14 protein-coding genes are annotated in these 20,148 nt (G+C 49.2%); 13 read left to right on the top strand and 1 reads right to left on the bottom strand.

Going from position 1 to position 20,148, the window contains the following annotated elements; genetic code table 11:
• From ACLTD4_RS18955 to ACLTD4_RS18915, 9 genes are all read left to right on the top strand, one after another.
• Positions 1-685: ABC transporter permease (locus ACLTD4_RS18955; protein ID WP_412331473.1), on the top strand; the 685-nt coding region annotated here is incomplete at its 5' end.
• Between the two features lie 116 nt (positions 686-801).
• Positions 802-1,929: a BMP family protein gene (locus ACLTD4_RS18950; protein WP_117621160.1), complete on the top strand. Its 1,128-nt coding sequence runs from the start codon at positions 802-804 to the stop codon at positions 1,927-1,929.
• A gap of 22 nt (positions 1,930-1,951) precedes the next feature.
• Positions 1,952-2,842: a dihydrodipicolinate synthase family protein gene (locus tag ACLTD4_RS18945; RefSeq protein ID WP_117621159.1), complete on the top strand. Its 891-nt coding sequence runs from the start codon at positions 1,952-1,954 to the stop codon at positions 2,840-2,842.
• A 13-nt stretch (positions 2,843-2,855) separates the two neighbouring features.
• Positions 2,856-3,791, top strand: a complete 936-nt coding sequence (locus ACLTD4_RS18940; RefSeq protein ID WP_002601878.1) for a ribokinase — start codon at positions 2,856-2,858, stop codon at positions 3,789-3,791.
• Positions 3,792-3,806: 15 nt separating this feature from the next.
• Entirely contained in the window at positions 3,807-5,147 is a 1,341-nt protein-coding gene (locus tag ACLTD4_RS18935) for an amidohydrolase family protein (protein WP_117633844.1), read from the top strand.
• A complete protein-coding gene (locus ACLTD4_RS18930) occupies positions 5,144-5,611 on the top strand; it encodes a hypothetical protein (RefSeq protein WP_117621157.1) in 468 nt (155 codons plus the stop codon). Before ACLTD4_RS18935 ends, ACLTD4_RS18930 begins: the two co-directional genes overlap by 4 nt.
• A 6-nt stretch (positions 5,612-5,617) precedes the next feature.
• A complete protein-coding gene (locus ACLTD4_RS18925; RefSeq protein ID WP_117621156.1) occupies positions 5,618-6,157 on the top strand; it encodes a nitroreductase family protein in 540 nt (179 codons plus the stop codon).
• The gene (deoC, locus tag ACLTD4_RS18920; RefSeq protein WP_117621155.1) at positions 6,144-6,797 is read left to right on the top strand and encodes a deoxyribose-phosphate aldolase; all 654 of its coding nucleotides are present in this window, start codon (positions 6,144-6,146) and stop codon (positions 6,795-6,797) included. Before ACLTD4_RS18925 ends, deoC begins: the two co-directional genes overlap by 14 nt.
• A gap of 193 nt (positions 6,798-6,990) precedes the next feature.
• Positions 6,991-8,007: a DUF6930 domain-containing protein gene (locus ACLTD4_RS18915; RefSeq protein ID WP_117621154.1), complete on the top strand. Its 1,017-nt coding sequence runs from the start codon at positions 6,991-6,993 to the stop codon at positions 8,005-8,007.
• A gap of 82 nt (positions 8,008-8,089) precedes the next feature.
• Here the strand turns inward: ACLTD4_RS18915 and ACLTD4_RS18910 are convergent, their stop codons facing one another.
• Complete coding sequence (locus ACLTD4_RS18910; protein WP_117621153.1) at positions 8,090-9,007, bottom strand: helix-turn-helix transcriptional regulator; 918 nt, start codon at positions 9,005-9,007, stop codon at positions 8,090-8,092.
• Between the two features lie 268 nt (positions 9,008-9,275).
• Here ACLTD4_RS18910 and ACLTD4_RS18905 point away from each other — a divergent pair, with 268 nt between their 5' ends.
• The 4 genes from ACLTD4_RS18905 (at position 9,276) to ACLTD4_RS18890 (ending at position 20,143) form a co-directional block, all read left to right on the top strand.
• The gene (locus ACLTD4_RS18905) at positions 9,276-11,336 is read left to right on the top strand and encodes a DUF2264 domain-containing protein (protein WP_117621152.1); all 2,061 of its coding nucleotides are present in this window, start codon (positions 9,276-9,278) and stop codon (positions 11,334-11,336) included.
• Positions 11,337-11,565: 229 nt separating this feature from the next.
• Positions 11,566-17,298, top strand: coding sequence for an Ig-like domain-containing protein (locus tag ACLTD4_RS18900; RefSeq protein WP_412331472.1), 5,733 nt, complete (start codon positions 11,566-11,568; stop codon positions 17,296-17,298).
• A 13-nt stretch (positions 17,299-17,311) separates the two neighbouring features.
• Positions 17,312-18,346, top strand: coding sequence for a hypothetical protein (locus ACLTD4_RS18895; RefSeq protein WP_117621151.1), 1,035 nt, complete (start codon positions 17,312-17,314; stop codon positions 18,344-18,346).
• A 30-nt stretch (positions 18,347-18,376) separates the two neighbouring features.
• A complete protein-coding gene (locus tag ACLTD4_RS18890) occupies positions 18,377-20,143 on the top strand; it encodes a sensor histidine kinase (protein ID WP_029467510.1) in 1,767 nt (588 codons plus the stop codon).
• The last annotated feature ends 5 nt before the right edge of the window (positions 20,144-20,148 follow it).

Here is a 20,148-nt window from a genome sequence, read left to right as displayed (position 1 = left end):
CTTGAGCGTTACCCTGCAGATTAACCAGATGATCAGCGGAATCGCCTTAAATATGGCGGCCGCGGGGCTTACCAGCTTCTTTTACCGGGTTATGTTCGGTGTGCTTCCGATTCCGCCCCAGGCAAAGAGCCTGCCGGTGCTGGAGATTCCGGTGCTGAAAAATATTCCATTTCTGGGGGAAATCCTGTTTCAGCACAATATTCTGGTATATGCGGCATTTATTCTTGTACCGGTGTCTTCCATTATACTGTATAAGACCAGCTTTGGCCTGAAGATCCGGGCTGTGGGGGAGAACCCGAAGGCAGTGGATACCGTGGGCGTCAGCGTGAACGGCGTGCGGTATTCTGCGGTGTGTATCTGTGGGTTGCTGACCGGACTGGCCGGGACGTGTCTGACCATTGGACAGCTCAATATGTTTATGGACAATATTTCCGCAGGAAGAGGTTTTATCGCGCTGGCAGCTGTTATCTTCGGTAAATGGAATCCGAAGGGAGTCCTGTTTGCTTCCGTTATCTTTGCATTTGCGGACGCTCTTCAGCTGAGGCTCCAGTCACTTGGCTTCCAGATTCCGTATCAGTTCCTGGTTATGCTTCCCTATGTGCTGACCGTGGTGGCACTGGCCGGAGTCGTGGGTAGGAGCAAAGGACCAGCCGCATTGGGAAAAGCGTACAGCAAGGAAGGATGACAGGACCAGTCAATTAGCAAAACTTATTAGCAAAACTTATTAACAAACCTTATCAAAAAACTATCAGCGAATCGCTGAAAGTATAAATGTCTTTCTAACTACAAGGAGGAGAAGAAATGAAAAGGAAACTGAGTTTAGTAATGGCAGCGGCACTGACAGCAGCGCTCCTGGGGGGATGCGCAGGCGGAAATGCAAAACAGCCGGCAGGCGATACAACGGCAGCTCCGACGACGGCGCAGACGGAAGCCGGCAAGACGGAAGCAGACAAGACGGAGGCAGAAAAAACGGAGGCCGCGAAGACGGACGACGCAAAGGCTGGGGACAGCGCTAAGACTGGGGGCGGACAGTTTAAGGCGGCTCTCATTGTAACCGGATCGGTCAACGACGCCGGATGGAACGCGGCTGCCTATAATGGCATGAAAGCGATTGAAAGTGAAATGGGAGCGGAGATTAATTTCTCAGAAAATGTGTCTCTTCCCGATGCGGAACCGGCATTGAGGGATTTTTCCAACAAGGGATACAACCTGATCTTTGCACACAGCATGGAGTACGGTGAGTCTGTGACAAAGATTGCGGGGGATTATCCGGATACAAAATACGCGGTCTATACAGGAACTGTGGAAGCGGACAACGTGGCGTCTATCTCCTTAAATGAGCACGAGACGGGATATCTGGCCGGTATGCTGGCGGCGTCCATGTCAAAGACGGGCAAGATCGGAGTCATCATCGGTTCTGACTTACCTCCGATGATCCGTATCGCGGAGGCGTACAAGCTGGGCGCGAAAGAGGTAAATCCGGATATTCAGGTGTTTGACGTATTTGCAGGCAGCTGGGATGATATTGCAAAAGGAAAAGAAGCGGCTCTGGGACAGATTGAAAACGGAGCCGACGTCATCTTCCATGTTGCGGATAAGACCGGGCTTGGAGCGATTCAGGCGGCACAGGAAAAGGGCGTGTATGCAATCGGTTCCTCCGTGGATCAGAGTGCAGTGGCACCCGGAACCGTATTGTCCAGTGCCCTGGACCATGCGGACAAGGCCTATTTAGCGGCGGCGAAGAGCGTTTCAGATGGTACCTTTAAGGGCGGAATCATGAGAATGGGACTGAAGGAAGAGGCGATTGGCATGGCACCATACGATGCGGCCGTTCCGGAAGATGTAATTAAGAAAATTGAAGATAAGACCGCTCAGATCGTGAACGGGGAATTCGAAGTTCCGGAGATCCTGGAGAGAACGACGAAGTAAACTTTGAGTAAAGGAAACGAAGATGAACGATTATTTATTTTACGGAGCGATGACGGAACCCATCGCTCCGATGGACAAAGAGGGAAATATTGACTATGAGCTTTTGAAGGCTCAGGTGCAGTTTCAGCTGGATCATAAGATTCATGCGATTTTTGTGAGCGGGCTGACGGAATGTATGGTGACCAGCGTGGATGAGCAGATTGAAATGCTCCGTGAAACTGTGAAAACCGTAAACGGTCAGGTTCCGGTTATGGGAAATATCTGTCTGAACCGGCCGGAGGACGCTCTGTCAACCATAAAAGCATTTGAGGAGGCGGGAGCGGACGCGGTCAGCATAGCGCAGCCTCATACCTTCACGTATGAGGAAGATGCCATTTACGAGTATTATACGAATCTGATCCGCAGGACAAAACTGCCGGTATACGTATACAACGCGCCTCAGACTAACAACATTCTTTCACCCAGACTGGTAAAAAGGCTGGTGGAGGAAAATGAAAATGTGAGGGGCTATAAAAACAGTGTTCAGGACATTCTTCATCTGCAGAGTGTCATGGAGCTGATTCCGAAAGAACGCCATTTTGAATGCATCGCGGGCAGTGATTCGACAATTTTTGCGACACTGGCTCTGGGCGGATGCGGGATCATATCCTGGGTGTCCATCATGTTCCCGGAACTGATCGAGGAGCTGTGTGACGCGTATTTCAAAGGTGATATCGAGGGTGCAAGGGCGCTTCAGTTCCGGGTACAGAAAGTGCGGACGATCTTAAAGCACGCTCCGATGGATTCCGGTTACCGGTATGCCGGCGAACTGATCGGACTGCCGATGGGATATCCGAGGCAGCCGATGTCGCAGGCTACGGAGGAGCAGAAGAACTATATCAGGGAAGAACTGACAAAAATGGGCATGATTTGACAAAGGAGCGTAAATGAAGCCAAAGAAATTAATAACGCTGGGAAGCTATCATACAGATTATTTTTTGATTGGAGACAGAATTCCGGACAAGGGTGAGACGGTAACGGGAAATTACTATTTTACAGAGGGCGGCGGCAAAGGCTCCAATCACGCCTGCGCCTGCTCAATCCTTGGCGGAAATGTGGTTTTGATTCAGAAGCTGGGCAGGGATGAGGGTGGAGAAACGGCCTGCAGAGAATTCGCAGGGTACGGACTCTCCCTGGATTATGTCAGGATGGTGGACGGAGAGAAGACGGGACTGGCACCCATCATGATTGATAAGGATGGCAATAACGCCATCATGGTTTTTCCGGGTGCTCACGGCCACTATACGAAGGAAGATATTGATATGGCCGACCAGGAGTTTGACGATGCGTTTATGGCCAGTTTTGTGTTTGAGACGAATCTGGATATGGTGGAGTATGCCATTAAAAAGGCGTATGAAAAGAATGTAGCCGTATTTTTAGACCCATCGCCCGTGACGAAGTTTAATCCGGAGCTGTATCCGTATCTGACCTGGATTAAACCCAACGAGCATGAGGCTACCCTTTATACAGGAATCGAAGTGACGGATTATGAGTCCGCCATAGAAGCCGGTAAATGGTTTCTGGCACAGGGCGTCAAAAATGCCCTGATTACTTTGGGGGAAATGGGTTCGGTTCTGGTGACGCCTGACCGGATACAGACATTTCCGGCGCCGAAGGTGACGGTTGTGGACACAACAACGGCGGGTGATGTGTTCGCCGGCGCATTTATCTATGCCCTGTCGGTGGAAATGCCTCTGGACGAGGCCGTGCTGTTTGCCTCCTGCGCGGGCGCACTGACGGCCACGAAGGCGGGGGCGGTGAAGTCGGCCCCGCATATGGATGAGGTGCAGACGCTTCTGGCGGAATTTAAAAAGACGATTTAGAACCGGGGGACAGAGATGGATCATACGATATTTGCTTTAAAAGGAACGATTGCCTATACGCCGGTACCGGACAGATTCGTTTTCGCGGAGGACAGCTTTCTGGTATGCGAAAATGAAAGGGTGAAAGGGATATGGAAGGAACTGCCGGATGAGCTGAAGGGAATAAGAGTCTGTGATTATACAGGCAAAATCATTTTCCCGGGAATGTGTGATCTGCACATGCATGCGCCTCAGTACGCGTTTCGGGGACTCGGGATGAATCTGGAGAATCCGGACTGGGATATGTGGTTCGAGAAGTACGCCTTTCCGGATGAGAAACGGTATGAGGACTGCGAATATGCTAAGAAAGCGTATGAGCGTCTGACCGATGACCTTTTAAAAACCACGACGACCCGGTGCGTTATGTTCGGGACTCTTCACCGGCAGAGCACGGAGATCCTGATGGATCTGCTGGAGGAAAAGGGAATCGCGGCCTATGTGGGCAAGGTAAATATGGACCGGAATTCGATTCCCGGCCTGCTGGAGACCACGGGGGAGAGCCTGGAAGAGACGAAACGGTGGCTGAGTGACTGTGCGGAAAAGAAGCAGTATAAGAAATGCCGTCCCATGATTACACCCCGCTATATTCCGACGTGTACGGATGAACTTCTGAGCGGACTGGGAGAACTGGCTGTGGAGAAGGGAATCCCGGTTCAGTCTCATCTGTCCGAGGGGCTGGACGAGATGGAATGGGTACGGGAGCTGAAGCCGGAGATTTCATTTTATGGGGAGGGCTACGACAGGTACCATATGTTTGGAGACGCAGTTCCGACGGTAATGGCTCACTGTGTCTATTCCTCGGAGGAGGAGATTGCTCTGATGAAGAAGCGGGAAAAGCTGATTGTCGCGCACTGCCCGCAGTCCAATATCAGCAGCTCCGGAGGGATTGCCCCTGTAAAACGCTATCTGGCGGAGGGCATCCGGGTGGGGCTTGGAAGCGATATGGCAGGCAGCAATACACTTTCTCTGCTGCGTGCGATTACCGATGCCATCCATGTGTCGAAGGCACGGTGGGCATTTACGGAACGGGGAAACGATCCTCATGCAAAGAAAAATGTCCTGTCACTGGCGGAAGCATTTTATCTGGCCACCCATGGGGGAGAGGGCCTGTGGGACAGAGTTGGAAGCTTCGAAGAAGGATACTGCTTTGATGCTGTGGTCCTGGATGATTCCAGAATCCGTGACTACTGTGAGAGAAGCAGCTATGAGAGGACCGAGCGGTTAATTCTGATGTCGGATGACAGGGATATAGAGGCAAAGTTTATCGACGGACGAATGGTATATCAGCGGGCTGAAAAGGAGAGGACTGAAACGTGAAAACGGTGGTAATTGAGGATATCAGGGCGGATAATGATTATGGTCTGATTGTGCAGATGCCGGGAGAGGGAAGCGTATATCAGGAAGACTATTTTTACTGGAAAGGTAGCTCGATTCCGGCCTGCTTTCAGACGAACCGGATTACGACCGGGATAATGAAGACGTGGCACCGGGATCTGGTATTTCAGAAGCTGGAATACCATGATGACTATGAAAAATTCATATTTCTCTCCGGGAACGCCCTGTTTCCTGTGGCAGATACGAGGGATGGCGCTGTCTGTGCCGGGAGTTTCCGGGTACTTAGGGTAACTCCCGGTACAGAGGTGCTTGTGCCGCCTGGAAAAGCACATTTTATGCCGGTCGCTGAGGGGGATGAGCCGGTCTGTATTACAGTTGTGTGTCCGGAAATGCCGTTTTACCATGTGTATCTGGACGAAGAGACGCGGGCTGTGACAAAGGAGTGAGAGGCATTGGAGAATGTATGCTTAAGGCGGTGTTCCTGCCGGTGCTTTTTGAAGAAAGAAGTGCCGGAGGAGGCGCTGCTGAGGCTTTTTCAGGCGGCCATGCAGGCGCCGTCGGCGCGGAATGAACAGCCCTGGGAATTTATTCTGATCCGGGACCCTTTGGTGAAGGAGCAGATCGCACAGATCAATCCCTATTACCGGCCGGCAGACGGTGCGGACTGCCTGCTGCTGCTCCTTGCGGATTTAGCGCGAGTGAGGAGCGACAGTCCCTGGTGGATACAGGATATGAGCGCCTGCGCAGAAAATATCCTGCTGCAGGCCGTGGAATCAGGACTCGGCGCCGTATGGCTGGGTGTCTATCCAAGGGAAGAGCGGATGTGTGCATTAAGAGAAATTGCATGTATTCCGGAGCATGTGGTTCCGTTTGCGGTGATTGCTGTCGGATATCCGGCCAATGCGCTGCAGGCAGTGCCAAGGTTTGAGAAAAAACGGATTTTTAAGGATAAGTATGGAAGTGAGGCGGGAGATCAGTATGAACAACAGTGAAATATACTCTCACGTAGATCATACGCTGTTAAAAGCGTACGCATCCTGGGAGGAGATTAAGAAATTATGCGATGAGGCTGTACAGCACCGGACGGCTTCCGTGTGTATTCCGCCGTCCTATATAAGGCGGGTCAGGGAAAACTATGGAAAAGACTTCCGAATCTGTACGGTAGTTGGGTTTCCGCTGGGGTACAGCACGAAGGAAGTGAAGGTGTGTGAGACGCTTCTGGCCGTTAAGGATGGCGCGGACGAGATTGACACAGTAATCAATCTGGGAGATGTAAAAAACAAAGAGTATGGCCAGATACTCGCTGAACTGAAAGCCATACGGGCAGCGGCGGAGGGCCGGATTCTGAAGGTCATTATTGAGACCTGTTATTTGACGGAAGAGGAGAAGCGGGAGTTGTGCCGCGTGGTCACCGAGTCGGGAGCCGATTACATTAAGACTTCTACCGGATTTGGAACGGAAGGGGCGGTGCTGGCGGATATTTTCCTGTTTAAGGAGGAAATCGGACCGGACGTAAAGATCAAGGCAGCGGGGGGAATGCACAGCCGCCAGGATTTCATTGATTTTTTAAACGCCGGGTGCGACAGACTGGGAACAAGCTCTGCAGTGAAAGTGCTGGAGACGCCGGAATAGAAAAGGTTTAGGGCAGAACGAAGGAACGCATTAGATGAAAGAAGAGTACGCGTAAATAGTATTTGAAAATTACGCATACTCTTTTTGCTTTTTTACGCAATTAAATGTATAATTTATAAATAGACAGGGATTTGTAAACAGCCAGCATAACAAGATGGCGGAACATTTAAAATAAAGGTACAAAGGAGATCCTATGAGAAAAGAAGCCAGCCTTAACCAATGGAAAGAGCTATACGATGAAACCTTGAAATTAAAAGCGTTGGAGCCATGGAAATATTTGGACAGTGCTGATCTGATTGCCATAAAGCTGCAGGGAATGGAAGAACCTGTGTTTATGAGCGTTATGGGCAGATTGGGTACTTGTTACGGTGTGAGTATGTACGAGGGGATGGACGGACTGGCAGATTTTGACATGGTGGCAAATGCGGAGGGAAAAAATGGCCCTTCGATTTATGATACCATGATGGATCAGTCCTGCATTACATGGTATACCGGTGATCGGGATGAGGTGCCGGAAGCGCAGAAAAAGGTAATAAAGGAGCTGGGACTTAAATTCAGAGGGAAAGGGCAGTGGCAGTATTTTCTTTCCTTTGAAAAAGGCTATACGCCATTTACCCTGGATGCAAGGGAAACGGGGATATTGACAGAGGCATTTAAGGGACTGTTTATGGCGGTACGCGCAATTAAGGAGAAACGGATATCAGTAGATTTTGAACAGGGAGAGATTCTCTGGAGACTTTATAATACAGAAACGAAAGAGTGGAATATGTTTGCAGGTCCGCTGCCTCCGTGTAAACGGGAATATCCGGAGATAGAACTGGAAGATCAGGAGTTAAGGCAGAAATTGAAAGAACAACGTCAGACAAACCAGGAACTGGCAATTGAACTGGCCTATCTTCAGACGGAGATAAGGGATCAGGAGTATGACCGCCCTCTCTGTCCGCGCGTTCTGATTGTCATGGATTGGAAACGAGATATGATACTTAACATGGACCTGATGAGACCGGAAGATTATGAGATTGATGTTATTCTGAATTTTTTTATTCCGTATGTGCTGTCAAATGGTCGTATGAAGAAAATTAGAGCCAGAAATCCATGGGTATTTGCAGCTCTAATTGAAATCTGTGAATACTGTGGAATTGAACTGGTGAAAACAGGTCTTGGAAAAGTGGACAATATACTGAAGGAAATGACGGACAGGATGGGGTAAAGGAAAGCACCAGATGGATTCGCCTGGAACAGGGCGGTCTGTCTGGTGCTTTTAATTTAGTAGAAAAATTATTATTATCATATTATGATTCCATATTTGTCACACGATAATGCCCGGGCGATACCTGGGCGTATTTTTTAAAGGTGCGGATAAAGTTGGAGTAATCATGAAAACCGGATAATTCACAGGTGTCAGTGACGCTTTTTCCCTGCTTTAGAAGCGTTTTGGCGAGGGAAATCCGTTTTAGAATCAGGTACTCCTGTATGGAACAGCCCGCCTGTTCCCGGAATTTACGGCTCATATGGGAGCGGTTCATGTAAAGGTGGTCCGCCAGCGCCTGGATAGATAAGTCTTCTGTCAGATGTTCGTCGATATATCTCATGATCTGGCTGGAAAGCTGGGGCATGATGTTTTCGGGAATCAATGTGGACTCGTAAAAACAGGTGTTGGCCAGGACCAGGAGCTGCAGGAGATAGGTGGAGGCCAGGACGTCATGGCCGAAGCTTGCAGAGGCCACGGCGGTGTGCAGGTGATCCGTCAGATAGAGATAGCGTTCGAGGGACCGGGGCGGCAGGGAGAGTAAATTTCTGTCCGCATTCTTCCGATTCTCAAAACAGGAGAGCAGATCGGTCTGCTCCGTGCAGTAATTCCGAACCAGCTCAGGAGAGAAATGGGTAGCAATCCGCTCATAGGGGGTGCCCTCATAGGAGACAGCGCGGTGAATCTCCTGACTGTTGATGATCAGCAAATCCCCACGCTGTAATCGATACCGGTGGTGCTCGATGTAGCAGTCCGTACAGCCGCCTAAAAACAGCAGCAGTTCGTAGGAATCGTGCATGTGGTAGACGTCATTGATTGGCTTCGCGGAGATCATATGGTGGCTCCGGATAATCTCTGGAAAATGAATCCGGCGGCAGCCACCGTTTTTCAATGTACCGCATTCTGGTGATAATGGTATGGATTTATTTCGATTCGTGTCCTGTTCTGTAAAAAATGTCATAGCTTTCCAGCCTCCAATCCTGTGCCTGCGGTAATGCCATTCTACGCCGCCTTTCTTTCTGTTAAAAACAGTAAAGCCTGAAAAGACCTGGCCAACTATTTTTCACGTATCGCGCAGAAGTGCTTAAGAGACAGGCGCCAAGTGTTCACAGCGATAAAAAATCACATAACGCAATAAAAAGACAAAAATGAGCAAAGAACCTGCATGATATTTATTATATGATAAGGAATAAAAAAAGCAAGCAGTACTTGTACAGGAGGTAACATTTATGAAATTTGAAGTGAAAAATCCTGATTACGGGAAAAGCCCGTATACAGGCATGACGAAGGAACACTGGCTGGAGGCGTGCGAGTTTCTTCTGGAGGGGATTTTTTCCGAGATTGAAAGTATGGAGGGTCAGCCCGTGAGCCGAAGAGTGGAATTTGAGGTGAGTTATCCGAATAAGAACAGTTCGCCGACAAAGGCCAGTGCGGAACGGTTTGAGGGGCTTGCCAGGAGCTTTCTGATCGCGGCGCCGCTGCTGTATAACCGGCCGGAGGCTGTGATTTGCGGCGTATCGGTGAGAGAGTATTATAAAACGCGGATACTGGAGGCGGTGACGCCTGGAAATCCCAATTATCTGTACGGTTTACAGGAGCTTCTCGCCATGGCGAAGGAGGGTGAGGACACCTTCCAGCATACCTGCGAATGTGCTTCACTCGTAATCGGCCTGGATCAGTGTAAGGGGGTCATTTGGGATACATATACGGCGGAGGAGAAAGACAGAATTGCGTCCTATATCCGGGAATTTGCCTATGGGAAGACGGGAGCGCATAACTGGCGGCTTTTCAACATGCTCATTCTGGGATTTCTGCATCAGGAGGGATATGAGATCGACCGAGGCGTGATGAGAGACCATGCGCAGACGATTCTGTCGTACTATGCCGGAGACGGATGGTATCGCGACGGCCATCGCTTTGATTACTATACTCCCTGGGCATTCCAGGTGTACGGGCCGATCTGGAACCGTTGGTATGGATATGCAGAAGAGCCGTGGATCGCAGGGAAAATAGAGCAGTATGCCAATGCACTTACGGATTCATTTCTGTCCATGTTCGATAAAGAAGGTCATGTGACGCTTTGGGCGAGAAGCGGTCTTTACCGCAATGCAGCCTCTTCCCCCTTTGCCTCCGCGTATCTTCTCAATCATACCAACGTCAATCCGGGACTGGCAAGAAGAATCAATTCCGGCGCGCTGCTCCAGTTTATTACAAGGGAGGAGGTATTTGTAAATGGAGTGCCGTCGCTGGGATTTTACGGACAGTTTCTCCCCATGGTACAGGATTACAGCTGCGCGGAAAGCCCGTTTTGGATTGCAAATCCATTTGTGGCGCTGACGTATCCGGAGGAGCATCCGTTCTGGTCCGCGGTCGAGGAAAATGGGGATTGGGAGCAGCTGGGAGATTGGGGAGCGGAGAGTTCCCCTCATCTGCATTCCCCGAAAGGTTATACAGAAACGATCATGAATGGCCCGGGAATTGTCTCTGCGCATCTGGGCGGGAACGGGGCCTGTGAGTTCCGGACCGCGAAGGGGCTTTTTAAACCTGGAGATGAGTACATCAGATATTACATACGCCTCGCATTTCACAGCCATTATCCGTGGGAGGCCTTTGACGGCCAGGGGGCGGAGGCCATGCAGTACAGCATCTCTTATGATGGGGCAAAGGAGGCGCTGGTGCCGAATATCATCATGTACGGCGGTGTAAATGACGGGGTTCTCTACCGGAAACAGTACTTTGATTTTTACCATAACTTTCAGGGCGGCGCCTCCATCGATCTGGCGGATTTTCCGGTGCCATACGGCCACATCCGTGTGGACAAAATGCGTATCCCCAACAAACCATTTACACTGACCATGGGGGCCTACGGTTTTCCAGAGTACCAGGCTGGAGAGAAAACACAGGTGATCAGGCGCTCCTGCGATGGCGCGGAGGCAGTGATTCTAAAACAGGATGGCCGGCAGCTTGCACTGGTTGCCTATACGGCATGGGAATCGGTTGAGACAAAGGAGAGAAGAGGCGTTAATCCGGCCGCGGAGAACAGTATTTTGGCTTATGGAAAGCTGCGCAGAGAAAAAATGTATGGGTACGAGCCTTATGTGATGATCAGCGCTGTTTTAAGCAGGACTGATGACAGAGAATGGGCGGAGGATGAACTGTTTCCGATCAGAACAGTCACCTTTACCGATGAGGAACAGTGCGGAGGCTACGGCCCGGTTACACTCCTGATGAAGGACGGGCGCACGGTTGCCGTGGATTATGAGGGGCTGGAAGGCCATCTGATGATTTAATGGTAAAAACCTTAAGATAATGCAAAAATATGAAAATATTACAAATATCCCTGGTTACGATCTGAAGATTTTGTAAAAAGGCAGTATGAAACTTTATTTGCTTTTCAGATTCCCGATGTTATATTGAAACCATCATAATAACAAGGAAATATGCGGGAAGACCAGGGATATTGCTGAGCGGATAAATGCGCCTGCCGCCGGTCTTCCAGCAGAAAATGGAGGAGACATTATGAAAAAAAGCTGGAAAAGGGGACTGGCGCTGTATCTGTCATTTGTTATGGCAGCAGGCAATTTCGGAAGCGGTATCTCTTACAGCTTCGCTGCCGTAAATGGCGGCGGAGGAACCGGGACGGGAAAGGCCACATCTTCCAATGCGGCCGGATCGGGAAGCGGCCATACGCATACATCTAAGGCCACTTCATCCAATGCGGATTCCGGCAGCTCAGACCGGGAACCGGATAAAATGGCGACGGAGTCAAATGCAACAATGTCAAATGCCCTGAAGCTGCTGCTTGAGAAAACGGAATTTTCGCTGTCAGATGATTTCAGCAATACGCAGGGACCGGTCTGGTACTACAAGTATGGAGACAAGGACAGCGGGAAAATATCAGAACTTCAGGAATATGATGCAGCTACACCGCGGTGGATGGATAATAAGGACAAATATCTGAGAATATTTAAGGATGGTATGATGCCGGGAAATAAGGGGGACGACGCGATTCTGGAATGGAAAGCGCCTGCGGACGGCCTCGTTCAAATCTCTGAGGATGACGGCTCTATATCTATGGAAACAGACCGGAATGACAGAGATGGAGTTCTGCTGTCCATACAGCAGAACGGAAAATTAATCTGGCCGGATACAGGAACGATATCGACGGAACACAATAAGAAAGATGTCAATTTCCAGCCGTTTTATTTACAGATCAGGGAAGGCGATGCTATCCATTTCCGGGCCAATGGAAATAAAGAGTACAACAATGACCGTGTAAAATGGTGTCCGGTTATCACGTATCTGGAAGAAGAGGATGTCGCAATGATATCCGACATTACCATGACAGGAAGAGATTCCCTCGAATTTACAGCGGCGTCGAAAGAACTGTCCGGCGATATCCAGGAGCGGATTTCTTTAAGCGCAATTGTAAACGGAAAGAAGGAAGAGGCGGTAACCGTCCGTTCCGCTGAGGCAAAAGACGGGAAAGCTGTGGTTACATTTGATGAGGTCGAGGCGGCTGAAAAAGATCAGATCCAGTTACTGGTCGGCCTTGATGAGGACCATCGGTTTGTTACATACAGCCCTCAGGATTTTGCAGTAATTTCCGGGCAGACCTATTATGTAGATGCTGTTAATGGAAATGACAGCAATGACGGACTTACAGAGGAGAGAGCGTGGAAGAGTCTCGATCAGATTAACAATACTACATTTCTTCCGGGAGATTCTGTTCTGTTAAAGGCTGGCTGTATCTGGAACGGATATCTGTATCCGAAGGGAGAGGGAAGCGAGAGCGCTCCGGTGACACTGGGTAAGTATGGCGGCGACGGATATCCGATTATTAACGGAGACGGATCGGTTCCTTATGATTCACAGTATAAAGTCAGAAAAGACTTTGTATACAGTCCAACCGTCCTGTTGAGTGATCAAAGCAACTGGGTGATTGATGGAATTGAAGTGACAAACAGCGCTGACGATAGCTATAATCATGTCGGGATCCTGGTGTTTACCACAGGGCGGACCGGCGTGGTGTCGAATGTGACGGTTCAGAACTGCTACGTTCACGATGTGACAGCAGAAGTAGCCAACTCCAAGATGACCGGCGGAATTCTCGTAATCGGTGCAGATGTCTGGATCGATGGTCAGAAGCCGGAAGGTGAGATGGCTTCCGATATCGGATTTGACGAGGTCCTGATTGAAAATAACTATGTAAAAAATGTAGCCAAGGAAGGAATTCGTTCCAGCGGACAGAATACAGGCGCAGAGGGTGTGGGCTTCCGCAATACGAAGACATTCCGCAATATCACCTTCCGTGGAAACTACATCGAAGAGATTTTCGGTGACGGCATCGTACTCGCAGAGGTTGGCGAAAACGGTATGGTAGAGAACAACGTGGTGAAGAATCATTGCAACTACGATACCGCTAACTATGCAGGCGCGTGGCTGTGGCAGTGTGACGATTCCATTTTCCGCTATAATGAAGTATTCGGCGGAGAGTACGGCTATAACGATGGCGAGGCGTTTGACTACGATATCGGATGTAAGGATATTATCTACGAATATAATTACAGCCATCATAACAAGGGCGGCCTGCTTCTGACCATGTATGACAATGCTTCCTATCATTTCCGCTATAATATCAGTGCCAACGATGGAAAGCCCAGCCAGGAGCTGTTCCACTGTCAGACCGGTAAGACGAAGGTCTATAACAATACCATGTACATTGGAAAAGGGACCACAACCTCCATTTTCCAGACTGGATCGGTGGGTTACTTTAAAAATAATATTATTATGGTACATGGCAGCGTTCCGAAGTTCGGCACCAGCTCCATAAGTGTGTCAAAGGGCGCTATGACCAATAATATTATCTATCCGGCTTCTATTACAAGCGTAAACGGTCCTTCTGACGCAGTCCTGGAAGATAACCTGTTTGTGAACCCGAGACTTTCTTCTCCGCAGCTGAGCACGAAATACAGCAGTGAAGAGTATGGGCTCACTTATGAGAATATGGGACAGGGCGATGAATTTATTGCCGGGCTCAGGGAACGTATGGCGATCTTTAAACTGCAGGAAAATTCACCGGCGGTAGACGCAGGCGTGGTAATACCGGAATCAGATGCGACAGAGGATATTTTCGGCAATAAAATCGTGGATTTACCGGATATTGGCGCTCACGAGTTTAATAATGACCCGGGGCCTGTTGATGCGGAGGGAAATAAAGCAGAAAAAGTAATTCTGGATAAGACAGAGCTTTATATGGCGACAGAAGACATCGCCCGGTTAAATGCATCCGTACTGCCGGAAGATGCTCTTGACGACAGCATTGGCTGGTCCATGGCCGACTCTGAGATAGTAAACGTGTCAGCGGCGGGCAAGGTAACAGCCCTGGCAAAGGGAGATACAGTTGTTACCGCGGTCAGCTTAAATAATCCGGAGGCGAAAGCGGAGTGTATCATTCATGTATACGAAAAGAATTCAAAGTCTGTTATCGCGGATAAAGATGCTAGAGTAAGGGATGATGGTACTCACAGCGGAACAGAAGAATCCATGACGGTAAAGCTGGACAGCAGCGGATACAGCAGAAACGTATTGATGTCCTTTGATCTGACATCCGTACCGGAGAATTACAAAAAGGTTCTCTTAAAATTCCATATTGACAGTACAGAGGCAAACAACGTACCCTTTACCGTATCCCGGATTGGTGATGACTGGGAAGAGGCGGAAGTAACGTGGAATACCAAGCCTGATAAGGTCGAAAAGATCCTGGATTTCACTTCCAGTATTGCGGATGGAGGCAGCTGGAAGGAACTGGATATCACGGATTACATGGAAACATTACTGGAATCCGGAACTCAGAGACTTTCAATCATCTTTGAAGGCGTAGAAATTGGATCAAAGAATTATACAAACATCCACTCCAGAGAAACGGATTATAAACCGCAGCTTGTATTTGACAATGAATCCGTGAAAACGGTGGAAAATGTCTTTGTCAAAGTTCCAGTGGGAACAGCGCCGGTTTTACCAGAGACTGTAAACGTAACCTACAGCGATGATACGACTGCCAAAGCGGCGGTGGCTTGGGATGAGATTCCGGCAGGGAACTATCAGAAAGAGGGCCAGTTTACCGTTTGCGGATATATCGAGGGAAGAAACCTGCCGGTTATCGCATACGTGACCGTATCGGATACGATTATTACAGCGGCATTTGCAGAGGATGTCACGACCCAGGCAGGGGTAGCACCGGTTCTGCCGGAAACTGTAAAGGTGACTTATATTAACAGTACTGAGGCAAAGGTTCCTGTTGTATGGGAGTCCGTGAATGAAAGTCAGTATGCAAAACCGGGAACCTTTACAGTGAAAGGAAAAGTAAGTGGTTTTGAGGCAGGATGCAGTATCAGGGTTATCGTAACCGGCGCCGGAGTGGTTGATGCCGAGGCAGTTGACATAACCGGATATGTGGGATTTATGCCGGTACTTCCTGAGAGCATTACAGTCAGCTATACAGACGGCAGCAAGGGAACGGCCAGAGTCGAATGGGAAGAGACAGAGGAAGAAAAGTACCAGAAAGCCGGAACGTTCACCGTTCATGGAACCTGCGAGGGGCTGGAGCAGAAAGCCGCCGCAAATGTGACAATCATTGAAGCCGCAGCAAAGCCGGCTGAAATGAAGAGTCCGGCAGGCAAATATCCGGCGCTTCCATATACTATAAAACTGGAGGGAAGCAGGAGCCGCAGCCGTGCAGCAAATGCAGCGGAGGCGCCTGTGGTATGGGAGACTGTCAGCAGGGAACTGTATCAGGGCAGCGATCCATATGTGGTAAAGGGTTATATTGCAGGAACGACGATCCCGGCTTCCATAACGATTACGCCGGCAGATCCACTGGAATATATGGACGGCGTAATTGATACAAACGGCGATACTTATATTCAGGTAAGTCCGTCAGACAGCAAATTCGGTGATAATGAAGTGATTCGTATTAAGAACTATACAGGGTCCTTTAAACGTATCGGAGTGGTACAGTTTGATTTTGAGTCCATGGACACTTCAAACTTAACGGAGATGACGCTGAAATTGTATTTTAATAAGATGGATGATAAAGCAGAGGTTACAGAGACCTATTTAAACATCTATACCAACACTCCAGGCTGGGTTGAAAATACGGCAACGTATGATTCCATCACACAGGCCAGCGGATATAAGGCGGAGCTGGTAAAAGAACATGTCGTAATTAAGCGTGACCAGGTAGGAAGCTACATTACAATTGACGTATCCGATGCGATTGATTTTATGGAAGGCGGAAAGATTTCCTTTATTCTTGATATTGAAGAGAATCCGGAGGCTGATGCCAATGGCTCTAACTCCGGACTGGAATTTGCCAGTAAAGAGGCCGGAAAAGAAAAGGCGCCGAAGCTTTACGTATCAAATCAGTATGTGACAGAACTGGAAACGGTAAATATAGATACCGCTGTAGGAGAAACGCCGGATCTTCCGGATACGATTACGATTCACTATGCGGATGGGACGGAGGCACAGGCACCGGTTATTTGGGAAGCTGTCAGCCCGACGCTGCTGGGCAGAAAAGGGACGTTCCTGGTAAGGGGACATGTGGAAGGGCTGTACTGCAGCGTTTCAGCAGGCGTTACCATGAAAGCAGAAGACCCGGATAATCCGGACAACCCGGATAACCCGGATAATCCGGATAATCCAGATAACCCAGACAACCCGGATAATCCGGATACCCCGGATAATCCAGACAACCCAGACAACCCGGATAATCCGGATACCCCGGATAATCCAGACAACCCGGACAACCCGGATACCCCGGATAATCCAGACACCCCGGATAATCCAGATACCCCGGACACTCCCGATAAGCCGCACAAAAATTCTTCGTCTACTTCCGGCCAGGCAGTTACAGTAAACAGCTGGGTTCAGGGAATTGGCTATAAAAAATGCATTTTGGGCAATGGAGACTATGCAAAAAATGGATGGTATTATCTTGAATGTAATGGTAGTATGAACTGGTATCGTTTTGACGAGAATGGATATCTGATCACCGGATTTTTCACAGACCAGGATGGAACGCTCTATTATCTTGACAAGGATGGAATTATGGTGACCGGCTGGCAGCTGATTGACGGTAAATGGTATTACTTTAATCCGGTTTCCGATGGTACCAGAGGCTCGTTATATCGAAATACTACAACACCCGATGGTTACCGTGTAGGACCGGATGGGGTATGGGAAAGTTAATATGAGGTGAACCGTGAAAAAGAAAACAGCATTGTTGTTTTTCATATGGTTCCTGATTCTGGAATGTCTTGCCGGCTGCGCTCGGCAAGGCTATTCCCGCTTTATGGAAGTAGGGGACCATGAGATATCAAAGGAAGAGTACGCTCTGCTGGCTTACGACAATATTGCCAGGACGGCCAGAGAATATGGGGCGAAAGAAGGAATTGATGTAAATGCGCCCGGCTTTTGGGAGCAGAAGAGGGACGGCGTCTCTCCGATGGACCGGGTACGGGAGCTTACAGACGGGGAAGCCGTTCATCAGAAGGGAATTCAGATTCTGGCAAAGGAAAACGGCATGATCGACGAGATAGGATACGAGGCGTTTCTGAAACAGTATCAGGAGGAAAATAAGCAGCGAAAGCAGATGAAAGAAGAGGGAAAGGTTCTGTATGGGCCTCTGGAGCTGTCCGTCAGCCAGTACTATTCCTATCGCCAGAGCCAGCTGGAGCAGGCTCTGGAGGAATTTGCGGAGCAGAAGATTGTAACTATCAGGGAAGAAGAACTGAAGGCGTATTATCCTGTGGTGAAACAGGCGGAAGAGAAAAAGAATTTCCAGGCAAAACTCAGCCTTGTGATCTTTGAAGATGCCGGTGAGGAGCAGAAAGCGGCGGCAGAGCAGTGGATTGCGGCTCATGGGATTACAGACGACCTGCCGTTACTTCTGGCTGAGGAAACCGGAATTTCTGCAAGTGTGGAGAGTATGGCCGTGGATACCCTCGAACTGGGCAAGGAAAATCTGCTTCTGGACCGGGTGGTGCAGGCGGTACAGGAAGTGGAAGCGGGAGAGGTTACACCAGCTATAGAATACACAGACGGCATGAGCGCGGTGGCTGTGGTTGAATCAAAAAAATATGCAGCGTTTGGAAGCTATGATACAGAACGTGACTATGTGGAATACCTTCTCCGGGAGAAAAAAGCCAGGGAGTACATTGCAGACGAGATCAGCAGACTGGAAGTAAAAAAAGGGAAAGCCTGGGAAACGCTAACTTATGAGGATATTATCAAGTAACAACAGAACAGATGAAAATGGAGCTGAATGATGAAGAGGTTATTACAAAACAGAACAGTAAAATTTAAAATTATGGTATATAACATCTGCATTATCTGCGTCATCGGCATCATATTCAGTGTTACGAGTTATGTGACGGCGAACAAAAAAGCCGTCCAGCTGGCCCAGAATTCCGTCGAGTACCACGTGGAGAGCATCTCCCGCTATTATCAGGAGGTCTACGAGCAGATGGTGAACCTGGTGCTTAACTGTGCGGAGCGGGAGATGTTTGATCTAAGCTCTCTGGGGCAGTTAAAAACCGTAGAGGAAAAGAGAAAAGGCCTGGATTATGCAAAGCTGGCCGCTAATTTCTGCGCTGTCACAGGGTATGGGGATTATATCACAAGGCTGTCCATATTTGATGACAGCGATGTTCACATTTCGGCCGGAACGGCCTTAAGCAGTGTTGATGACGGGAGAAGAATCCGGAATGCGCCCTGGTTTGACCGGGAACTGAAGAAGGATATGTACGACTACCGGCTGGATCTGGTGAATTCCCCATTTTATAAGGAGGTGGGAATGACAATTCCCATTATCTGTAAAAATTCCGGGTATAAAGACAGTGACTGTTCTGCGCTTTTCCTGTCGCCCCGTCTCTATCTCGACCGCCTGAAGGAAGACGATAACGGTAATACAATGCTTGTGACTACATACCGCGGAGAGCGGATCGCTACGCTGCGGGAGTCTGAGAACCAGAAAGAGGAAAGCGACCGTTTGATTGATTCGATTCTGCGAAGAGAGGAAGAACGTGGAACGTGGCAGTACCAGATAAACGGGGAACCACATCTGGTATCGTATAACAAGGAATCCCAGAGCGGCGCCCTGGTGATCGAAATCATGGACATGGCAAATCTGAAGAATGACCGCCTGATGCTCATGCAGACGGTTGGCCTGATCTTTATCTCCTGCGTGCTCCTTGGAATTTCCATGTCGTTTCTGTTTACCAATGCGGTCAGAAAACCGATTGACCGGCTGGTAAACCATGTGGACAGAATTGCGAAGGGGGATTTCAGCCAGGAGGAATCGCTGGAGAGCCAGGACGAGATCGGACTCATCGGAAAGGCCGTAAATACAATGAGCAGCCAGATCGAACAGCTGATGGACAAGCGTTTGGAGGATGAAAAGGAAAAGAGCAGTCTGGAAATCCGGATGCTGCAGGCACAGATCAATCCGCATTTCCTCTACAACACCCTGGATTCGATCAAATGGATTGCCGTGATCCAGAAAAACAGCGGTATCGTAAAGGCGGTAACTGCGCTGTCAAAGCTGCTTAAAAATATGGCAAAGGGAGTGGACCAGCGCGTTACTCTGAGAGAGGAACTGGATTTTGTCCGCGATTACGTAACCATCGAGAAGCTGAAATATGTGGAAATGTTTGATCTGGAGGTCGACATCGGGGAGGAGATACTCTACGAAGCGCGAATCGTGAAGCTGACGCTGCAGCCACTGGTGGAAAATGCGATTTTCAGCGGTATCGAGCCTGGAGGAAAGAATGGAACCATCCGGATCCACGCGTATGAGAAGGACAAGTGCCTCTGCATCGATGTGCGGGACGACGGAATCGGAATACCGGAAGAAAAGATACCGGAGCTGCTGAACCATTCGGAAAAGCTAAAGGGCGACCAGATGAGCAGTATTGGGATGCCAAATGTGGACAGACGGCTGAAACTGATCTATGGGGAAGAGTACGGACTTTCCGTGGAGAGCCGGGTGGGAGAGTACACACAGATTACCGTCAGAATTCCGCTGGAATACTGACAGGG

The sequence above is a fragment of the Hungatella sp. genome (genome assembly GCF_046966825.1).
The sequence above is the reverse complement of the archived record's forward strand: the minus strand, read 5'-3'. Positions and strand labels throughout refer to the sequence as shown.